The organism is Mesorhizobium sp. B4-1-1 (assembly GCF_006439375.1).
Classification (GTDB): Bacteria; Pseudomonadota; Alphaproteobacteria; order Rhizobiales; family Rhizobiaceae; genus Mesorhizobium.
Genome location: NZ_VFTH01000002.1, coordinates 365,209 through 383,539 on the forward strand (window position 1 = coordinate 365,209; position 18,331 = coordinate 383,539).

At 65.4% G+C, this 18,331-nt stretch carries 17 protein-coding genes; 13 read left to right on the forward strand and 4 right to left on the reverse strand.

Annotation, left to right across the window (positions count from 1 at the left end; genetic code table 11):
• Positions 1–21: 21 nt before the first annotated feature.
• The 3 genes from FJW10_RS04475 to FJW10_RS04490 form a co-directional block, all read right to left on the reverse strand.
• Complete coding sequence (locus tag FJW10_RS04475) at positions 22–504, reverse strand: MarR family transcriptional regulator (protein WP_140832459.1); 483 nt, start codon at positions 502–504, stop codon at positions 22–24.
• On the reverse strand, positions 504–2,075 hold the full coding sequence (locus FJW10_RS04480; protein ID WP_140898692.1) for an NAD(P)/FAD-dependent oxidoreductase: 1,572 nt from the start codon (positions 2,073–2,075) through the stop codon (positions 504–506). The genes FJW10_RS04475 and FJW10_RS04480 overlap by 1 nt, the downstream gene beginning before the upstream one ends.
• A gap of 306 nt (positions 2,076–2,381) precedes the next feature.
• Complete coding sequence (locus tag FJW10_RS04490; RefSeq protein WP_140898695.1) at positions 2,382–3,173, reverse strand: cyclase family protein; 792 nt, start codon at positions 3,171–3,173, stop codon at positions 2,382–2,384.
• A gap of 121 nt (positions 3,174–3,294) precedes the next feature.
• Between FJW10_RS04490 and FJW10_RS04495 the strand changes: the two genes are divergently transcribed.
• The 13 genes from FJW10_RS04495 to FJW10_RS04560 all read left to right on the forward strand — a co-directional run bounded on the left by FJW10_RS04495 (position 3,295) and on the right by FJW10_RS04560 (position 17,188).
• The gene (locus tag FJW10_RS04495; RefSeq protein WP_140898697.1) at positions 3,295–4,869 is read left to right on the forward strand and encodes an NAD(P)/FAD-dependent oxidoreductase; all 1,575 of its coding nucleotides are present in this window, start codon (positions 3,295–3,297) and stop codon (positions 4,867–4,869) included.
• Positions 4,870–5,015: 146 nt separating this feature from the next.
• Positions 5,016–6,545: an ABC transporter substrate-binding protein gene (locus FJW10_RS04500; protein WP_140898699.1), complete on the forward strand. Its 1,530-nt coding sequence runs from the start codon at positions 5,016–5,018 to the stop codon at positions 6,543–6,545.
• A gap of 69 nt (positions 6,546–6,614) precedes the next feature.
• Complete coding sequence (locus FJW10_RS04505) at positions 6,615–7,622, forward strand: ABC transporter permease (protein WP_140832449.1); 1,008 nt, start codon at positions 6,615–6,617, stop codon at positions 7,620–7,622.
• Positions 7,615–8,463, forward strand: a complete 849-nt coding sequence (locus tag FJW10_RS04510; RefSeq protein ID WP_140898701.1) for an ABC transporter permease — start codon at positions 7,615–7,617, stop codon at positions 8,461–8,463. Before FJW10_RS04505 ends, FJW10_RS04510 begins: the two co-directional genes overlap by 8 nt.
• Complete coding sequence (locus FJW10_RS04515) at positions 8,460–9,338, forward strand: ABC transporter ATP-binding protein (protein ID WP_140898703.1); 879 nt, start codon at positions 8,460–8,462, stop codon at positions 9,336–9,338. Before FJW10_RS04510 ends, FJW10_RS04515 begins: the two co-directional genes overlap by 4 nt.
• Complete coding sequence (locus tag FJW10_RS04520) at positions 9,331–10,161, forward strand: ATP-binding cassette domain-containing protein (RefSeq protein WP_140898705.1); 831 nt, start codon at positions 9,331–9,333, stop codon at positions 10,159–10,161. The genes FJW10_RS04515 and FJW10_RS04520 overlap by 8 nt, the downstream gene beginning before the upstream one ends.
• Before the next feature lie 99 nt (positions 10,162–10,260).
• Entirely contained in the window at positions 10,261–10,836 is a 576-nt protein-coding gene (locus FJW10_RS04525) for a VOC family protein (protein WP_181177411.1), read from the forward strand.
• Positions 10,837–11,030: 194 nt separating this feature from the next.
• The gene (locus tag FJW10_RS04530; protein ID WP_140898709.1) at positions 11,031–13,325 is read left to right on the forward strand and encodes a bifunctional salicylyl-CoA 5-hydroxylase/oxidoreductase; all 2,295 of its coding nucleotides are present in this window, start codon (positions 11,031–11,033) and stop codon (positions 13,323–13,325) included.
• The gene (locus FJW10_RS04535; protein WP_140898710.1) at positions 13,322–14,095 is read left to right on the forward strand and encodes an SDR family NAD(P)-dependent oxidoreductase; all 774 of its coding nucleotides are present in this window, start codon (positions 13,322–13,324) and stop codon (positions 14,093–14,095) included. Before FJW10_RS04530 ends, FJW10_RS04535 begins: the two co-directional genes overlap by 4 nt.
• Positions 14,089–14,553, forward strand: coding sequence for a MarR family transcriptional regulator (locus FJW10_RS04540; protein WP_140658297.1), 465 nt, complete (start codon positions 14,089–14,091; stop codon positions 14,551–14,553). The genes FJW10_RS04535 and FJW10_RS04540 overlap by 7 nt, the downstream gene beginning before the upstream one ends.
• Positions 14,550–15,362: an enoyl-CoA hydratase family protein gene (locus tag FJW10_RS04545; RefSeq protein ID WP_140898712.1), complete on the forward strand. Its 813-nt coding sequence runs from the start codon at positions 14,550–14,552 to the stop codon at positions 15,360–15,362. Before FJW10_RS04540 ends, FJW10_RS04545 begins: the two co-directional genes overlap by 4 nt.
• Before the next feature lie 237 nt (positions 15,363–15,599).
• Entirely contained in the window at positions 15,600–16,748 is a 1,149-nt protein-coding gene (locus tag FJW10_RS04555; RefSeq protein WP_140898714.1) for an acyl-CoA dehydrogenase family protein, read from the forward strand.
• A 44-nt stretch (positions 16,749–16,792) separates the two neighbouring features.
• A complete protein-coding gene (locus FJW10_RS04560) occupies positions 16,793–17,188 on the forward strand; it encodes a RidA family protein (RefSeq protein WP_140898716.1) in 396 nt (131 codons plus the stop codon).
• On the opposite strand, the gene FJW10_RS04565 is transcribed toward FJW10_RS04560, so the two are convergent.
• Positions 17,189–18,280, reverse strand: coding sequence for an LLM class flavin-dependent oxidoreductase (locus FJW10_RS04565; protein WP_140898718.1), 1,092 nt, complete (start codon positions 18,278–18,280; stop codon positions 17,189–17,191). It abuts the gene before it with no gap.
• Positions 18,281–18,331: the final 51 nt, after the last annotated feature.

An 18,331-nucleotide genomic window follows, 5' to 3' on the forward strand; every position in this document is an offset into this window, starting at 1 on the left:
CGCCAGGGGCGGCGCGTACATCTAGATCTCGTGCTTGCGAATGTTGTTCAGCATTTTCTGCAGCGTCGCGATCAGCGCGGCATACTCGGCGTCGTCGACACCGTCGAACATCGCCTCGAAGGCGTCGTGCATGGCCGGCCAGGCACGCGTGAACAGCGTGCGTCCGTCATCGGTCAGGAACACATGGCGGAAGCGGCTGTCGGTGACGCCCTGCTCGCGCCGCACCAGGCCCTGGCCTTCCAGCGCATCGAGCGTGCGGCTCAAGGTCGACTGCTCGATCACCGTGTAGACCGAGAGGTCGTTGACGGTGACGCCGTCGGTGACCGAGAGCACGGCGAGCGTCCGCACCTGTGGAATGGTCAGGCCCTGCTTGCGGAAGTCGTCGCGCAGCGTGGCGTTGTAGCGGCCCATGATGCGGTTCATCAGATAGGGCGCGAACTGCTGCAGGCCGATCTGGCCGAGGGTGGAGATGCGCTGGCGTTTTTCGGCGAGTTTTTGTTCCATCAGAGCCTCCCCGCCAAGAGGAAGCCGGAGCCGCCGCCGAGGCCGGCGCCCGGATGGGTCGAGGCGCCGATATGGTAGAGGCCCTTGATGCCGGTCTCGTGGTTGCGGCTGGCCTTGAACGGCCGCCACAGGAAGGACTGGTCGATGGTGGACGAGCCGCCATAGGGATCGCCGCCGACCAGGTTGACGTTCATCGCTTCGAGATCGGCCGGCGAATAGGCGCGGCGCGCGATCACGCTCGCGCGAAAACCGTCGATGTGGTTGGCGAGGATCGCCTCGACGCGGTCGGCATAGGCCTCGCGCAACGCCTCGCTCCAACGGCCGTCGGCCGGCGCCTCGAGCTTGCCGGCGGCATCGCCTTTGATGTGGCGCGGCGCCTCGGGCAGTTGCAGCCAAAGGATCGCCTTGCCCTCGGGGCAGCGCGATGGATCGAGCGCATGCGGCTGGCCGACACAGATGGTCGGTACCTCCGGCAGCAGGCCGCGCACTGCTTCGTTGCAGGCTTTCGACACGCCGTCGAGCCCCGGCGTCAGATGCAGCAGAGCCACCTTGTCGAGACCCTCGCCGCGCCAGGCCGGCGGCTTGTCCAACGCGTAGTGGATCTGGAAGTTGCCCTTACCGTAGCGATAAACGCGCGTCGCTTCGACGTCGCGCTTTGGGGCATCCCCTCCGAGCAGACGGTCATAGAGCTGCGTCGGCGTGACCGAGCAGATGACGCTCTTCCCGGCGCTCAGGGTTTCGCCGGAGGCGAGCCGGACGCCGCTGGCGCGGCCGCCTGTCCGGACGATCGAGGCGACGTCGGCGTTGACGCGGATTTCGCCGCCGCGTTCCCTGATCAGCGCCTCGAAGGCGGCGAGCAGGTTTTTCGCGCCGCCCTTGACAATCGGCGCGCCGGCGGCCTCCAGCGCGAAGGCGATGACCTTGGCGATCTGGCCGGAGAAGGCGTCTTCCGGGCCGAGCCCGGCATGCAGCACCCAGGGCGCCCAGAGCGCGCGGACGATGTCGGATGTGTAGGTCGTTTCCAACCAACCGCGCGCGGGCACCAGCGCCCCGCCCATGAAAGCGGCAAGGTCGCGCGGGCCGCGCCGCCAGGCCTCGCCGGCGATGAGCTTGGTCGTCGGATAGGACCAGAGCGCGCCGCCGAGCAGGCCGAACAGCAGCCCGGCATTGCGTTCGATATCGCCGACATCGCCGCCATGACGATCGCCGTCGCCCGACGCGATCTTGTTTAGCGCCGCGATGTTTGCGGCACGGTCGGTGGTGAGCACGGCATGGCCGCCGTCGGGCCGAAGCACGCCGGTGGGGGTCGCCGTGTGGCAGAATTCCAGCCCGTGCCGCGCCAGGTCCTTGCCGAGCGCGGCAAAGGCCGGCGAGGTGATGAACAGCACGAAGGTCGTGGCCATCACGTCATGGACGAAGCCGGGCGCGGTGATCTCCTCGGTGCGCATGCAGCCGCCGACGCGGTCGTTGCGCTCGAGCACGAGCACCTTGGCGCCCTTGGCGCCAAGCATCGCCGCGCAGACCAGGGCGTTGATGCCGCTGCCGACGATGATGTGATCGACGACGGTCATTGTAGGGTGCTCGCGGGTAAGGGAGCGTCAATTGCGTGAAGCCGAGTTCCTTCGCGCCCCCCTCTGTCCTGCCGGACATCTCCCCCACGAGGGGGGAGATCAGCCGTCATCGCGGCTTTCGCCAACTGTCCACTGTGCAGGATTGAGCGGGGCGCCGAAACAGCCAATCTCCCCCCTCGTGGGGGAGATGTCCGGCAGGACAGAGGGGGGCGCCGTAGAGCGCTAGCCTTGCCAGGCTGCCACTCTCTCACTGTCATCACTCCGTTCCCCGCAACCATGATCTTCTCCCGAAGACCGCCGCCTCGCCTATTTGCCCGGCACCAGCGCCAGCGCTCGGATCGGGCTGCCGGTGCCGCGCTCGATCTTGAGCGGAGCGGCGATCAGGATCGCGCCCTTCGGCGGCAGCTGGTCGAGGTTGCAGAGGCTGGCCAGCCCATAGCGGTTGGCCTTGTGCATCAGCGTGTGCGCCGGGAATGGCGGCTCCATGCCGCCGGCCTTGCCGGCGTCGGTGCCGATCGTCTCCGAACCCCAGCCCTTGATGTCCTTGGCTATCAGGAACTGGATGGCTTCCGCCGTCGGGCCGGGCGTGTGCGGGCCGGTCTCGTTGGCGTTGAGGAACTCGGCTTCCGACCCGTTGCGCTTGTACCAGTCGGTGCGCATCACCACCCACTCGCCGGGATTGATGGCGCCATGCTCGGCTTCCCAGGCCTTGATATGGTCAACGGTGAGCAGGAAGTCGTGGTCGGCCGCCGACTCCTTGGAGCAGTCGATGACGTTGACCGGGCCGATGAAATTCTGCGCCGGAATGGTGTCGGTGGCGCCGTCCGGATAGTCCTTGCCGGTGATCCAGTGCTGCGGCGCGTCGAAATGCGTGCCCGAATGCTCGCCGAGCTTCAGCCAATTCCACGCCCACCACGGGCCGTTCTTGTCATATTTGGAGATCGCGTGGATCTCGACCTTCGGCGTGTCGACGGCGAGTTCCGGCGGCAGCTTGATCAGCGGTGTATCGGGGCCGAGCGGCGCCGTCAGGTCGACCACCTTGATGGCGCCCGAGAGCAGCTGGCTGGCGACCTCGCCGAGGAGTTTCTGCGTGTCCATGGTCTTTCGTTCCCTCTTGTCGGTGATCTTCAAGGCTCGTTGCGGCCCTTAATATACCTACTAGACGAAAACATATGCATCTGCAATTATCTTTAAGCATAAAGCATTTTTGGGGCGGGGCGTGAGCGAGTTCGACGCCATCTTTGTCGGGGCGGGCCACAACAGTCTGGCATGCGCCGCGCATCTGGCGCTCAAGGGCTGGAAAATAGCGGTTTTCGAGCGCAGCGAGGCGATCGGCGGCGCGGTGCGGACCGCCGAATACACGCTTCCCGGCTTCCGGCACGATTTCGGCGCGATGAACCTAAGCCTCTTCGCCGGCTCCGCCTTTCACCGGAAATATGCAAATGAATTGAAAGGCCACGGGCTGGAATTCACGCCGGTGGGCGACTGTTTCGCCAGCGCCTTCCCGGACGGGACATGGTTCGGCGTCAGCCACGACCTCGAAAAGACGGTGTCGCGGCTGGCCGCCTTCTCGTCGGCGGATGCAGCCGCATGGCGCCGCCTGGTCGGCGCCTTTCCAGGGGAAGCCGAACATTTGTTCCGCTTGCTGGGCTCGCCGATGAGCGCAAAGGCGCTGGTCGGCACGGCCTGGAACCTGTGGCGCAAGAAGGGCATCGCCGGCACTCTCGATACGGCTCGATTGCTGCTGTCATCGCCTCGCGCCTGGCTCGAGGAAAATTTCGAGACGCCGCATGTGCGCACGACCCTCGCGGCCTGGGGCATGCATCTCGACTTCGCGCCCGACATCGCCGGCGGCGCCGTGTTCCCCTATCTGGAATCGATGGCCAACCAGAGTTTCGGCATGGTACTGGGCAAGGGCGGCGCCGACACCATAATCCGAGCCCTGGCCGGCATGGTGACGGCGGCCGGCGGCCAGATCACGACCGGCGCGGATGTCGCCGAGATAACGGTTTCCGGCGGCAAGGCGGCCGGCGTGCGACTGGCATCCGGCGAAACCCATGCCGCGACCAAGGCCGTCATTGCCGGTGTCGCGCCGAAAGCGCTGCCGGGCAAGCTGCTGCCCAATGGCTCCGGCGACGCCGGCTTCGATGCGGCGATGAAGACATTCCGCCATGCGCCGGGCACGATGATGATCCACCTCGCGCTGGACGACCTGCCGGATTGGAGCGCCGGCGCCGAGCTTCGCCAGTTCGCCTATGTGCATCTGGCGCCGTCGCTCGACGCCATGTCGCGCGTCTACCAGCAGGCGATCGCCGGCCTGCTGCCTGACCAGCCCGTGTTGGTCGTCGGCCAGCCGACGGCGGTCGATCCGTCGCGGGCGCCGGAAGGCAAGCACGTGCTGTGGGTGCAGGTGCGCATGCTGCCGGCGGAGATCCTCGGCGATGCGGCGGGCAAGATCGCCCCCGCTCACTGGGACGCGGTCAAGGACGCCTGTGCCGAGCGCGTGCTGGACATCATCGAGAACTATGCGCCGGGATTGCGCAAGAAAATCCTCGGCCGCGCGGTGTTCTCGCCGCTCGACCTGGAACGCGAGAACCCGAACCTTGTCGGCGGCGACCAGATCTGCGGCAGCCATCATCTGGCGCAGAATTTCCTCTTCCGTCCGGCGCGCGGCTTCGCGCGCTGGAGCACGCCGGTCTCGAACCTTTACCTCACCGGCGCGGCGACATGGCCCGGCGCCGGCACGGGCGCGGGCTCCGGCTTCATGCTCGCCCAACAGCTGGGAGGGAACTAGGGCATGATCCCGAAAAGTGGGAACCGGCTTTCGGGGAAAGATCATGCTCCAACAAAGGGCCAGAATTCCGGGATGGACAAGGCGCGGTTGCCCACCACCGAATGAAAACGCCGCGCGAACAAAGACAACCAACAAGGGGAACGACCATGACAATCAACAGACGCGACTTGCTCGGATATAGCGCCGCAGCGATTGGCGCCGCCACGCTCGGCCTGCCGAGGGCGGCAAAGGCGGCGGACGAGCTCACCATCGCCTACAATGTCAACCTGCCTTCCTGGGATCCGACGACCGGACCCTCGGCGGTGAACCCGACCATCCAGGGGCTATACCAGTCGGTGTTCGACCAGATCATCGGCCAGAAGCCGGACCTGTCCTTCACGCCCGGCCTGCTCACCGAATGGGGCTGGAACGAGGATCGCACCAAGGTAATGATGACGGTGCGTGAGGGCGTGAAATGGCATGACGGCTCGCCCTTCACACCCGAAGACGTGGTGTGGTCGCTGACACGGGCCGGCGACGAGAAGACCGGCAACCCGATCCAGTTCGTCTGGAAGAACGTCAACAACTTCAAGATCGACGGCAACAAGATCACCGGCGACGTCGTGCAGTTCGACCCGGTCTATTTCAAGTGGATGTCGTTCCTGACCGGCTACATCCTGCCGAAGGCCTATTACGAGAAGGTCGGCGCCGAAGGCTTCGAGAAGGCGCCGATCGGCACCGGCCCGTATATGGTCGACAAGTTCGAGCGCAACGCCTTCCTGCGGCTGAAGGCCAACCCGCACTATTGGGGCACGAAGCCCGCCTTCGAGAACGTGACGATCAAGTTCGTCACCGATGCGGCGAGCCGTGTCGCCGAGATCGAATCCGGATCCTCGCAGGTGACGCTCGAAATCCCCTATGAGGAATATGACCGGCTGATCGCCAAGGACGAGCTGGCCGGCTCGATCAAGAACGTTTCCGACATCGGCATGATCTTCTTCAACGACATCGAGGCGATGCTGGACAAGAATGTCCGCCAGGCGGCCGTGATGGCGGTGGACAAGGAGCTCTTGGTCAAGCGGCTGCTGCGTGGCTACGGTCAGCCGATCGCGACGCTGGAGACGCCGGAATACACGGCCTTCGATGCCTCGATCAAGGTCGAGCACAATCCGGACAAGGCCAAGGAGCTGCTCGCCGCTTCCGGCTATTCGCCGGAGAAGCCGGTGAAGTTCACCATCCAGACGACCAAGGGCTTCAAGCCCAAGGACTACGAGATGATCCAGGCGATCGTCGGCATGTGGCGCAAGGTCGGCATCGAGGCCAATATCGAGGTCTACGAGATCGCCAAGCACTATGAGCTGCGCGCCGCCGACAAGCTGGCGCCAGCCGCCTTCTACAACTGGGGCAATTCCATCGGCGACCCGACCACCTCGACCGGCTTCGCCATGTACGGCCCGAGCCCGCATTCGGTGTGGGACAGCCAGGACCTGATCGACATGATCAACCCGCTGTGGGGCGAGAAGGACGAGGCCAAGCGCATTGCCGGCTGGAAGGCCGTCGACAAATACATCGCCGAACAGGCCTATGTGCTGCCGCTGATGCAATATGCGCAGCCGATCGTGCACTCGAAAAAGGTCAATGTCGTGCAGCATGTGTCCGGCGCGCTGCTGCCGGCGTTGATGACCCCGGCCGCCTGATCGTCGGTCTTGGATTGCCACGCGCGCCGTCCGCAAGACGGCGCGCATTTTCATCCAGCGTATGGGCGCATGCTGCTGCAGAGATTCCTCGTTCGTCTGCTGACGATGCTGGTGACGCTGTTCGGCGTCGCCATCGTCGTCTTCGTCGTCATCCGCGTGGCGCCAGGCGACCCGATCGCCATGATGCTGCCGCCCGGCGCCAGCAATGACGACATTGCGCGGCTGCGCGCGCTCTACGGGCTCGACAAGTCGATCGTGCAGCAATTCTTCATCTGGCTCGGCGGCGTGCTGCATGGCGATTTCGGCACCTCGATCTCGCTGCGTCAGGACGTGCTCGGGCTGGTCTTCAACCGGCTGCCGGCGACGCTGGAGCTTGCGACCGTGGCGCTGCTGATGGCGATCGCGATCGGCGCCACGGCCGCGATCCTCGGCGCGCGCTCGCGCGGCACGGCGGTCGAAGCCGGCATCGACATCGCCAGTGGCGCGACGCTTTCCATCCCCGATTTCCTGTGGGGCCTTGTGCTGATCCTGTTGTTCGGCGTGCTGGTGCCGGTGTTCGACATTTCAGGGCGGGTTTCGCCGCAACTCGATTTGCCCTTCGTCACCCAGTTCTACCTGGTCGAGAGCATCCTTCGGCTCCGCTTCGACCTCACCTGGGACCTGCTCAAGCACATGCTGATGCCGGCCGTGGCCTTGGCGCTGCCGCTGGCGGCGATCATCGCGCAGCTCCTGAAACAGTCGCTGAAAGAAGTGCTCGACCTCGACTATGTCGTGCTGGCGCGGGTCAAGGGTTTTTCCGAAACGCAGGTCATCCTGCGCGAGGCACTGAAGAACGCGGCGCTGCCGACGCTGACGCTGGTCGGCGTGCAGTTCACCTTCCTCATTGGCGGCACCGTCATCGTCGAACGGCTGTTCTCCTATGAGGGCCTCGGCAACATGGCGATCGATGCCGTCATCAACCGCGACCTGCCGCTGATCCAGGGCATCGTGCTGGTCTTCGCGCTGCTCTTCGTGCTGATCAACCTCGCCGTCGACATGATGTATGCGCTGCTCAATCCGAGGCTGCGCCATGGATGACGCGCGCATCGCCCGACGCGGCTTGAGCCTGCGGCCGTGGCTGGCCGGCGGCTGGCTTGTGCTGGCGCTGCTGGCGGCGATCTTCGCGCCGCTGGTCGCGCCGCAGGATCCCCTGGCGCAGGACCTGATGCTGGAGCGCCTGCCGCCCTTCTGGCTCGACGGCGCGGAGCCGGGCTATTGGCTGGGCACCGACAGCCTCGGCCGGGATCTGCTGTCACGGCTGATCTTCGGCGGCCGCATCGCCTTCATCGTTGCCTTCGCCGCCGCGACGTCCGCCTGTCTCCTCGGTTCGGCGCTGGGGCTGATCGCGGGCTATTTCGGCGGCTGGGCCGACCGCATCATCTCGCGCATCGTCGACGTGTGGATGGCGTTCCCGCCGGTGCTGTTCGCGATCCTGCTGGTCGCGGTGCTGGGTACGGGACTCAGTTCCGTCATCCTCGCCATCGCGATCATCGACTGGACGCGCTTTTGTCGCGTGATCCGCGCCGAGGCGATGATCCAGGCGCGCATGGATTATGTCGAGAGCGCGCGCATCGCCGGCTATGGCCGCATCGGCATCATGCTGCGCGAGGTGCTGCCCAATGTGCTGCCGTCGGTCGTGGCGCTGTTGTCGCTCGAAATGGGTATCGCCGTGATCGTCGAGGCGATCCTCTCCTTCGTCAATCTGTCCATCTCGACCGACGATCCGACCTGGGGCGGTATCATCGCCGAGGGCCGGCTGTCGATCCATCAAGCCTGGTGGGTGCTGGTGTTCCCGCTGATCACTCTGATCCTCACCGTGCTTTCCTTCAGCCAGTTCGGCGAGGCGCTGAAGGCGCGCTTCGATCCGGTGCTGCAATGAGCGCGTGCCTCGACATCCGCCGCTTGAGCGCCGTGCTCCCCAACGGCCGGCGCGTGCTGCGCTCGGTGTCGCTTGCTGTCCAGCCGGGCGAAGTGCGCGCGCTGGTCGGCGAGAGCGGCGCCGGCAAGACGATGATCGGCAAGGCGGTGCTCGGCGTCCTGCCGAAAAGCGTGCGCGTCGTCGAGGGCGACATGCTGATCGAGGGCGAGGATCTCGGCCGGCTCGATGCCAAGGCGCGGCGGAACCTGATCGGCGCGCGCACGGCGCTGATCCCGCAGGATCCGCTCACCGCGCTCAACCCGTCGCGGCGCATCGGCCCGCAGATGACCGACCGGCTGGTGCGCATCCTCGGCTGGAGCGCGGAGAGAGCCGAGCAGCGCATCCGTCAGTTGCTCGACGAGGTGCAGATCCGCGATCCCGAGCGCGTGCTGAAAAGCTACCCGCACGAATTGTCGGGTGGCATGCGCCAGCGCGTGCTGATCGCGGCGGCCTTCGCGGCGGAGCCGAGGCTGATCGTTGCCGACGAGCCGACGACAGCGCTGGACGTCACCGTGCAGAAGCAGATCCTGCGGCTGATCGCGCAACTGCAGCGCGATCACGGCACGGCGATCCTGTTCGTCACCCACGACCTCGGCGTCGTCGCCAAGATCAGCCAGAAGGTCTCGGTGCTCTATGCCGGCAAGGTGGTCGAGGAGGCCGATACCGCGCAGCTCTTGGCGGCCCCGCAGCATCCGTACACGCGCGCGCTGATCGCGGCGACGCCGCGCTACACCGATCCGTATGCCTCGCTGAAGCCGGTCGACGAGGGCGTGCTTGCCGGGCTGGCGGCCGAGATCGCCGCCGCCGACAAAGGCTGGAGGCCCGGCCATGGCTGAGCCGCTGTTTTCCGTGCGCAAGCTGAAGGTGGCGCTGCCCGACATGACGCGCAAGCCGCTGATCGGCCGCGCGCCGCTGGCCGAAATCCTGAAAGGGCTGGACTTCGACCTGCCCAAGGGATCGGTCACCGGCATCGTCGGCGAGTCCGGCTCCGGCAAGTCGACGCTCGGACGCGCGCTGGTCAGGCTGATCGAGCCGAGCGCCGGCTCGATCGGCTTCGAGCGGCGCGATATCAGCCATCTTTCGGAGGCCGAGCTCCGGCCGCTTCGCCGCGACCTGCAGATGATCTTCCAGGACCCGATGTCGTCGCTCAACCCGCGCCACACGATCTTCAGCATCATCGCGGCGCCACTGAGGCAGAACGGGCTTGGCGACCGGCTGAAGGAGCGCGTCGCGGAAGCCCTGCAGCGCGTCGGCCTGCCGCAAAGTTTTACCAGCCGCTACCGCCACGAGCTTTCGGGCGGCCAGCGGCAGCGCGTCGGCATCGCGCGGGCACTGGCGCTGTCGCCGAAATTCGTGCTGGCCGACGAGATCGTCTCCGGCCTCGACGTCTCGACGCAGGCGCAGATCCTGACGCTGCTGGAAAGACTGGCGGCCGAGATGGGGCTGACGGTCGCCTTCATCAGCCACGACCTTTCGGTGATCCGTCGGCTCTGCCAGCAGGTCATCGTCATGCGCGAAGGCAGGATCGTCGAGGCCAGCGCCACCGACGCGCTGTTCGCCAGCCCTAAGGAAACCTACACGCGCGACCTTCTCGCCGCCATTCCGCTGCCTGAGATCGATCCGGACTGGCTGCAGCCAGCGGCGAAGGCGCCCGGATGAACTGAGCTATCCGCACGCCGACCAGCGGGCCTCGGATGTGCGCAAGGACAAGTGAGCCCGCCAACGGAGGGTGACATGAACTACATAACTCGCGGCGCGATGCTTGCCGCAATCCTGTTCGGCTCAATGGGAGCCGCATCGGCGGATGCGATTCCCGGCATGCGCGGGCACGACCATACCGGCATTACCGTGCCCGATATGAAGCAGGCCGTCGACTTCTTCACCAATGTCGTCGGCTGCAAGAAGGCGATGGCATTCGGGCCGTTCGCCGACGACAAGGGCACGTTCATGCAAGACGTGCTCGGCGTCGATCCGAAGGCGGTGATCGAGGAGATCACCCTGGTGCGCTGCGGCTATGGCTCGAACATCGAGCTGTTCAAATACACCGCGCCCGACCAGAAGGACCTGACGCCGAAGAACAGCGACATCGGCGGCTTCCACATCGCCTTCTATGTCGACGACGTCGCCGCCGCGAAGACCTATTTCGAGGGCAAAGGCGTTAAAACCCGGATGGGACCGCTGCCGGTGAAGGAAGGGCCGGCCGCGGGCCAGACCATCCTCTATTTCCAGGCGCCGTGGGGGCTGCAGCTTGAGGCGATCAGCTATCCGCAAGGCATGGCTTATGAGAAGGGCGCGGAGACCGTGCTGTGGAGCCCGAAGGACCCCTCCAAGTAACCCAGTCCTTCAAGCGTCCGACCATCGTTCAATTGTAAAACTTTAAGCTTGAAATAATTGTCGTCGGGCGCGATACTGACTTCCGGAACCGCCTGCCATGCGGGCGGTTCCGGATACCTTATAGCGCTCACGCAATTCCGGACGGAAACCGCTACGCAATTTTCCTGGAATTGCTCTGGAGGAGATCGCAAGACATGAAGGTTGCGGTTCTCGGCGGCGGACCAGCCGGCCTCTACTTTGCCATCTCGCTCAAGCTGCGCGACGCCGCGCATGAGGTGACGGTCTATGAGCGCAACCGCGCCGACGACACGTTCGGATGGGGCGTGGTGCTGTCGGCGGAGACGCTGGAGAACCTGACCAGGAACGATCCGGTCAGCGCCGTCTGGATCAAGAAGCATTTCGCCTATTGGGACGACATCGCCGTCATCCATGACGGCGTGCGCACGGTGTCCTCAGGCCATGGCTTTTGCGGCATCGGCCGCAAGCGGCTCTTGGTCCTGCTGCAGCGGCGCGCCCGCGAGCTCGGCATCAAGATGATGTTCGAGACCGATATTTCCGACCCGAAACCCTTCATGGAAACGCATGAGCTGGTGGTCGCCGCCGACGGGCTGAACTCGAAGTCACGCGCGGCCTTCGCCGATGTCTTCAAGCCGGACATCGACACCCGCAAATGCAAATTTGTGTGGCTGGGTACCAAGCAGAAATTCGACGACGCCTTCACCTTCATCTTCGAGAAGACGGAGCATGGCTGGGTGTGGGCGCATGCCTACCAGTTCGACAGCGAGACTGCGACCTTCATCGTCGAGTGCAGCGAAGAGACCTGGGCCGCCTTCGGCTTCGGCCAGATGACGCAGCAGGAATCGATCGCGGTCTGCGAGCGCATTTTTGCAAAGCATCTCGGCGGTCATCCGCTGATGACCAACGCCAACCACATCAGAGGTTCGGCCTGGATCAATTTCCCACGCGTGTTGTGCGAGCGCTGGTCTTACAAAAACCTGGCGCTTATGGGGGATGCCGCGGCCTCGGCGCATTTCTCCATCGGCTCCGGCACCAAGCTCGCGCTGGAGAGCGCGGTGGCGCTCGCCGATTATGTCGAGTCCGAGCCGGACCTCGAAGCGGCCTTCCGCAAGTATGAAGATGCGCGGCGCACCGAGGTGTTGAAGCTGCAATCGGCGGCGCGCAATTCGCTGGAATGGTTCGAGGAAGTCGAACGATATCTCGGCCTCGATCCAGTTCAGTTCAACTATTCGCTGCTCACCCGCTCGCAGCGCATCAGCCACGAGAACCTTCGCCTGCGCGATGCCGAATGGCTGGCGGGCGCCGAGGAATGGTTCCAGCGCAAGGCCGGCGCCGGCGACAACAGCCTGCGCCGCGCGCCGATGTTCGCGCCGTTCAAGCTGCGCGACATGACTTTAGCCAACCGCATCGTCGTTTCGCCGATGGCGCAGTACAAGGCGATCGACGGCTGCCCGACCGACTGGCATTTTTCGCACTATGCCGAGCGCGCCAAAGGTGGCGCCGGCCTGCTTTACATCGAGATGACCTGCGTCAGCCCGGAAGGGCGCATCACGCCTGGATGCCCGGGTTTCTACAGACCGGAGCATGAGGTCGCCTGGAAGCGGCTGGTCGATTTCGTCCATGCCGAGACCGAAGCAAAGATCTGCGCCCAGATCGGCCATTCCGGCGCCAAGGGCTCGACCCGTGTCGGCTGGGAGGGAACGGACGTGCCGCTTGCTACCGGCAACTGGCCGGTGATGGCGCCGTCGGCCGTGCCATGGTCGCCGAAGAACCAGGTGCCTAAGGCGATGGACCGCGCCGACATGGATCTGGTCCGCGACCAGTTCGTCGCTTCGGCCCAGATGGCCGAACGCTGCGGCTTCGACATGCTGGAGATCCATGCCGCGCACGGCTACCTGCTGTCGGCCTTCATCACGCCGCTGACCAACCGCCGCACCGACGACTATGGCGGCTCGCTGGAAAACCGCATGCGCTATCCGCTGGAGATATTCCATGCGCTGCGCGCGGTGTGGCCGGCCGAAAAGCCGATCTCGATGCGCATTTCGGCCAATGACTGGGTCGGCATCGAAGGCGTCACGCCTTCGGACGCGGTCGAGATCGCGAAGATGCTGCACGAGGCCGGCATCGACCTTTGCGACGTATCGGCCGGGCAGACCTCGATCGCCGCCAAGCCGGTCTATGGCCGCATGTTCCAGACGCCGTTTTCCGACCGTATCCGCAACGAGGTCGGAATGGCGACGATGGCGGTCGGCAACATCTATGAGCCGGACCATGCCAATTCGATCCTGATGGCCGGGCGCGCCGACCTTGTGGCGCTGGCCAGGCCGCATCTTGCCGATCCCTACTGGACGCTGCACGCGGCGGTGACGCTCGGCGATCGCGGCGTCAAATGGCCCGATCCCTATCTGCCCGGACGCGACCAGATCTACCGGCTGGCCGAGCGCGAAGCGGCAGCAGGGCTCAAAGTATGAGCGCCGCGCGCGAAATTGCCGGCAGGCACGCGCTGGTCACCGGCGGCGGTTCCGGCGTCGGCAAGGCCATCGCGCTGGCACTGGCGGCAGAAGGTTTGGCCGTCACCATCTGCGGGCGGCGCGAAGCTGCCCTTGCCGAGGTCGCAAAGGAAAGCGACCGCATCTTTGCTGCCGCTGCCGATGTCACGAACGAAGCCGACATGGCGGCTCTCCACGAGAAGGCGGAAGCAGCGCGCGGACCATTCGACATCGTCGTCGCCAATGCCGGCATGGCGGGCAGTGCGCCGGCGCACAAGACTTCGCTGGCCGACTGGCAGCGCACGCTCGACACCAACCTCACCGGCGCCTTCCTGACTGTGAAGCCGGCGCTCGCGGGAATGCTGGGGCGCAAAGAGGGCAGGATTGTTTTCGTCGCCTCGACCGCGGGCCTCAAAGGCTATGCCTATGTCGCGCCTTACGTTGCCGCCAAGCACGGCGTGGTCGGGCTGATGCGGGCTTTGGCCGCCGAGACCGCCAAATCCGGCGTCACCGTCAACGCCATCTGCCCGGGCTTCGTCGAAACCGACATGCTTGAGGAATCCGTCCAGCGCATCGTTAAGAAAACGGGACGTTCCACCGATGAGGCGCGCGCGAGCCTCGCGGCGACGAACCCGCAAGGGCGTTTCATCCAGCCGGAGGAAATCGCGACGGCGGTGCTTTGGCTGTGCAGCGGCGCCGCGCGGTCGATCACCGGGCAGGCAATCTCGGTCTCGGGAGGTGAAACATGGTAGCGGGACCGACGTCCGCCGGACCGGGCAAGGACAGGCTGCGGCTGTGGATACGCCTGCTGCGCGCCTCGCGCACCATCGAGGCCGAACTGCGGGAGCGGCTGAAGAAGGAGTTCGACACGACGCTGCCGCGCTTCGACGTGATGGCGGCGCTCTACCGCGTGCCGGAAGGTATGCTGATGAGCGACCTGTCGCGCTTTCTGCTGGTGTCGAACGGCAATGTCACCGGCATTGTCGACCGGCTGGTTTCCGAAGGGCTGGTGACGCGAGCGCGGCGCAATGGCGACCGGCGCACCTCCATGGTGCGGCTGACCGAGGAAGGCACGAAATCTTTCGCCGCGATCGCCGCCGCGCATGAGAGCTGGGTCGGCGAGCTGCTCGGCAATGTCAGCGAGGACGAGGCACGGCGGCTGGCCGGCATGCTGAAATCGTTCCGCAGCAATTGGGAGGGACGCGAATGAGCGCCATGGCCAAACTCAAGCCGAAGCATTTCCTCTGGGAGGCCGAAGGTAAGGTCGCGAAGGTTCGGCTCGACCGTCCGGAGCGCAAGAATCCGCTCACCTTCGACAGCTATGCCGAGTTGCGCGACGTTTTCCGCGACCTCGTCTACGCCGACGACGTCGACGCCGTGGTGTTCCTGCCCAATGGCGGCAATTTCTGTTCGGGCGGCGATGTCCATGACATCATCGGGCCACTGGTGAAGATGGACATGAAGGCGCTGCTCGCCTTCACGCGCATGACCGGCGACTTCGTCAAGGCTATGCTCAACTGCGGCAAGCCGATCATTGCGGCCGTCGACGGCGTCGCGGTCGGCGCCGGCGCGATCATCGCCATGAGCTCCGACATCCGCATCGCCACGCCGGAGGCAAAGACCGCCTTCCTGTTCACCCGCGTCGGCCTCGCCGGCTGCGACATGGGCGCCTGCGCGATCCTGCCGCGCATCATCGGCCAGGGCCGGGCCGCCGAGCTGCTCTATACCGGCCGCACCATGAGCGCCGCTGAGGGTGAGCGCTGGGGGTTCTACAACCGGCTGGTCGATGCGGCGGCGCTCGAAGCCGACGCGCTCGATTTGGCGGCGCGCATCGTCGCCGGGCCGACCTTCGCGCATGGCATCACCAAGACGCAGCTCAACCAGGAATGGTCGATGGGCCTCGACCAGGCGATCGAGGCGGAAGCGCAGGCGCAGGCGATCTGCATGCAGACCGGTGATTTCGAACGGGCCTACAACGCGTTCGTGGCGAAGGAAAAGCCGGTTTTCGAGGGGAATTGAGGATGTTGTGTCCGTTTAAGAAGGACATGCTGGCGGGACAGCGCCCCCCTCTGTCCTGCCGGACATCTCCCCCACAAGGGGGGAGATCAGCTGTTTTGCCGACTTTCGCCAATCGCCAAGATTGCAGGATCGAGCGGGGCGCCCGAGTTGCTAATCTCCCCCCTTGTGGGGGAGATGTCCGGCAGGACAGAGGGGGGCGCCGTAGAGTGCAAACCTCGCAGAACTGCGGAGGCAAGCATGCCTGACCGCTCCTTCCTCTCCTGGCCCTTCTTCGAAGACCGCCACCGCCAACTCGCCGAACAGCTCGACGCCTGGTGCGGCAAAAACCTCCCCGTCGACCATCACGATGTCGACGCCGCCTGCCGCGAACTCGTCGCTAAACTCGGCCGCGACGGTTGGCTGAAGCCGACGGCGCTGGACCCCACCAACCCCGGACCGCTCGACGTGCGCACGCTCTGCATCACACGCGAGACGCTGGCGCGCCACGATGGGCTCGCCGATTTCGCCTTCGCCATGCAGGGGCTGGGCACTGGCGCGATCTCGCTGTTCGGGACGTCGGAGCAGCAGCGCTGGCTGGAAAAGACGCGGGCCGGTCGGGCGATCTCGGCTTTCGCGCTGTCGGAGCCGCGCTCGGGATCGGACGTCGCCAACATGGAGATGACCGCTATCCGTGACGGCGGCGACTATCTGCTTTCCGGCGAAAAGACCTGGATCTCCAATGGCGGCATCGCAGACCTCTATGTCGTGTTCGCCCGCACCGGCGAGGCGCCCGGCGCGAAAGGGATTTCCGCTTTCGTCGTGCCTAGCGACGCGAAGGGGCTCAGCGTCGCCGAGCGGCTCGAGGTCATCGCGCCACACCCGCTGGCGCGGCTCGCCTTTGATAATGCCCGCGTCCCGGCTTCCGCCCTGATCGGCAAGCCCGGCGATGGTTTTCGCATCGCCATGTCGGTGCTCGACGTGTTCCGCTCGACGGTGGGCGCGGCGGCACTCGGCTTCGCACGACGCGCGCTGGACGAGAGCGTCAAGCGGGCGAGCGAACGCAAGCTGTTCGGCGCGCCGATGGCGGAGCTGCAGATGGTGCAGGGTCACCTCGCCGACATGGCGCTGGATGTGGATGCCGCTGCGCTCCTCGTTTACCGCGCCGCCTGGACCAAGGACATGGGCGCCGCGCGGGTGACGCGCGAAGCGGCGATGGCCAAGCTGTTCGCCACCGACAAGGCGCAAGACGTGATCGACAAGGCGGTGCAGCTGCATGGCGGCGACGGCGTGCGCAAGGGCCACATCGTCGAGAGCCTCTATCGCGAGATCCGGGCGCTGCGCATCTATGAGGGCGCTTCGGACGTGCAGAAGGTGGTGATCGCCAGACAGGTGATAGGCGGGGCGTGACGCGATGCCTTGCGAACCAAATTTGAAATAGGGGGAGGCCAGACATGCATACGATCCTGCAGCCCGAAGGCTGGGCCAAGCCGATCGGCTACGCCAATGGCGTTGCCGCACAGGGACGAATGGTGTTCGTCGGCGGCCAGGTTGGCTGGAACGCCGAATGCAAATTCGAGACCGACGACTTCGTCGGCCAGGTGCGCCAGACGCTCGCCAATGTCGTCGCCGTGTTGGCCGAAGCCGGCGGCGAGCCGCGGCACATCACCTCGATGACCTGGTACTTCACCGACAAGGCCGAGTATGTCGGCAACCTCAAAGGCATCGGCGAAGCCTACCGCGACGTGATCGGCCGGCATTTCCCGGCGATGGCCGCCATGCAGGTCGTGGCACTGGTCGAGGACCGGGCCAAGATCGAGATTCAAGCGACCGCGGTGATACCCGAGTAGCTACTGGCGAAGGCCCGCCTGCCTGAGCAGCGGCAGCACGTGGTCGCAGAAATAGGGCAGTTCCTGGGTGTAGTTGACGAAGGACAGCGCGATGCCCTGGTAGCCATGCGCGGCGATCGCCGCCATGTCGGCGGCGATCGTTTCCGGGGTGCCGATCAGCGGATAGGTGCCGGCGCCGCCGGCGAAACGCTGGCGGTAGCGGTCATAGGCATGCGGATCATGCGACTGCGAGAATTCCTTTTTGCCGGCCATATGGGCATCAACCGCTTCGTGATCGGCCATCGTGACGGCGTAGCGCGTGTAATAGGCTTGCGCCTCCTCCATGGTCGGGCGGCAGACCACATGCGCCACGGTGTAGACGCCGACATCACGACCTACCTTGGCGGCGCGCTCGCCGATATCGGCGACATGCTTGCCGGCATCGCTCATCTCCGAGAAGGTCGTGAAAAGATAGTCGCATCTGGCGGCGGCGAAATCCCGGCCCGGTCCGCCGAAAGCGGCGTTCATCGTCACCGGGCGCGGCGCCTGCAGGCTGGCCGGCCGGCTCACCGCCTCCTTCAGCCGATAGTAAGTACCCTCATGGTCGAGCGGCTCGCTTGAAGCATAAAGCCGTTCGAGTATCTCGATCCACTCGGCTGCTTGGTCATAACCCTTCTCGACCAGCGGCGTGCCGAACATGCCGAATTCCTTCGGGTTCCAGCCGCAGACGATGTTGAGCCCCGCCCTGCCCTGGCTGATATGGTCGACCGTCGCCAGCGCCTTGGCGGCATAGAGCGGATGCACCAGCGGCACATGCACAGTCATGAACAAGCCGATCTGTTCGGTCACGGCGGCAAGCGCCGCCGCCCAGGTGAAGGTCTCGAAGGAGAATTCGCGCACCTTGTTGCGGCCGCCGAAGCCGCGCCAGCGGGCGATCGGCAGCATGAATTCGAGGCCCGCGCGATCGGCGATCTGCGCCGCCGTCAGATTATCCTGCCAGCTTGCCGTCCAGCGTTCCGGCACATCGGTGATGGCCAGCCCGCCATCGGCGTTGGTGGAAAAGACGCCGAGCTTCAGTCTGTTCGGGCCGTGCAGGGGATGCGCTTTGATCATGTCCGGACCTTGTGGCGGAAGACCCACACGCTAGGGCCGGGCAAAAATATT

Excerpts from the sequence above, each read along its gene's own strand:
- FJW10_RS04565 (WP_140898718.1), bottom strand. The coding sequence starts at position 18,280 with ATGATCAAAGCGCATCCCCTGCACGGCCCGAACAGACTGAAGCTCGGC.
- FJW10_RS04540 (WP_140658297.1), top strand. The coding sequence starts at position 14,089 with ATGGTAGCGGGACCGACGTCCGCCGGACCGGGCAAGGACAGGCTGCGG.
- FJW10_RS04530 (WP_140898709.1), top strand. The coding sequence starts at position 11,031 with ATGAAGGTTGCGGTTCTCGGCGGCGGACCAGCCGGCCTCTACTTTGCC.
- FJW10_RS04515 (WP_140898703.1), top strand. The coding sequence starts at position 8,460 with ATGAGCGCGTGCCTCGACATCCGCCGCTTGAGCGCCGTGCTCCCCAAC.
- FJW10_RS04525 (WP_181177411.1), top strand. The coding sequence starts at position 10,261 with ATGCTTGCCGCAATCCTGTTCGGCTCAATGGGAGCCGCATCGGCGGAT.
- FJW10_RS04475 (WP_140832459.1), bottom strand. The coding sequence starts at position 504 with ATGGAACAAAAACTCGCCGAAAAACGCCAGCGCATCTCCACCCTCGGC.
- FJW10_RS04505 (WP_140832449.1), top strand. The coding sequence starts at position 6,615 with ATGCTGCTGCAGAGATTCCTCGTTCGTCTGCTGACGATGCTGGTGACG.
- FJW10_RS04535 (WP_140898710.1), top strand. The coding sequence starts at position 13,322 with ATGAGCGCCGCGCGCGAAATTGCCGGCAGGCACGCGCTGGTCACCGGC.
- FJW10_RS04510 (WP_140898701.1), top strand. The coding sequence starts at position 7,615 with ATGGATGACGCGCGCATCGCCCGACGCGGCTTGAGCCTGCGGCCGTGG.
- FJW10_RS04560 (WP_140898716.1), top strand. The coding sequence starts at position 16,793 with ATGCATACGATCCTGCAGCCCGAAGGCTGGGCCAAGCCGATCGGCTAC.
- FJW10_RS04500 (WP_140898699.1), top strand. The coding sequence starts at position 5,016 with ATGACAATCAACAGACGCGACTTGCTCGGATATAGCGCCGCAGCGATT.
- FJW10_RS04490 (WP_140898695.1), bottom strand. The coding sequence starts at position 3,173 with ATGGACACGCAGAAACTCCTCGGCGAGGTCGCCAGCCAGCTGCTCTCG.
- FJW10_RS04480 (WP_140898692.1), bottom strand. The coding sequence starts at position 2,075 with ATGACCGTCGTCGATCACATCATCGTCGGCAGCGGCATCAACGCCCTG.
- FJW10_RS04555 (WP_140898714.1), top strand. The coding sequence starts at position 15,600 with ATGCCTGACCGCTCCTTCCTCTCCTGGCCCTTCTTCGAAGACCGCCAC.
- FJW10_RS04520 (WP_140898705.1), top strand. The coding sequence starts at position 9,331 with ATGGCTGAGCCGCTGTTTTCCGTGCGCAAGCTGAAGGTGGCGCTGCCC.
- FJW10_RS04545 (WP_140898712.1), top strand. The coding sequence starts at position 14,550 with ATGAGCGCCATGGCCAAACTCAAGCCGAAGCATTTCCTCTGGGAGGCC.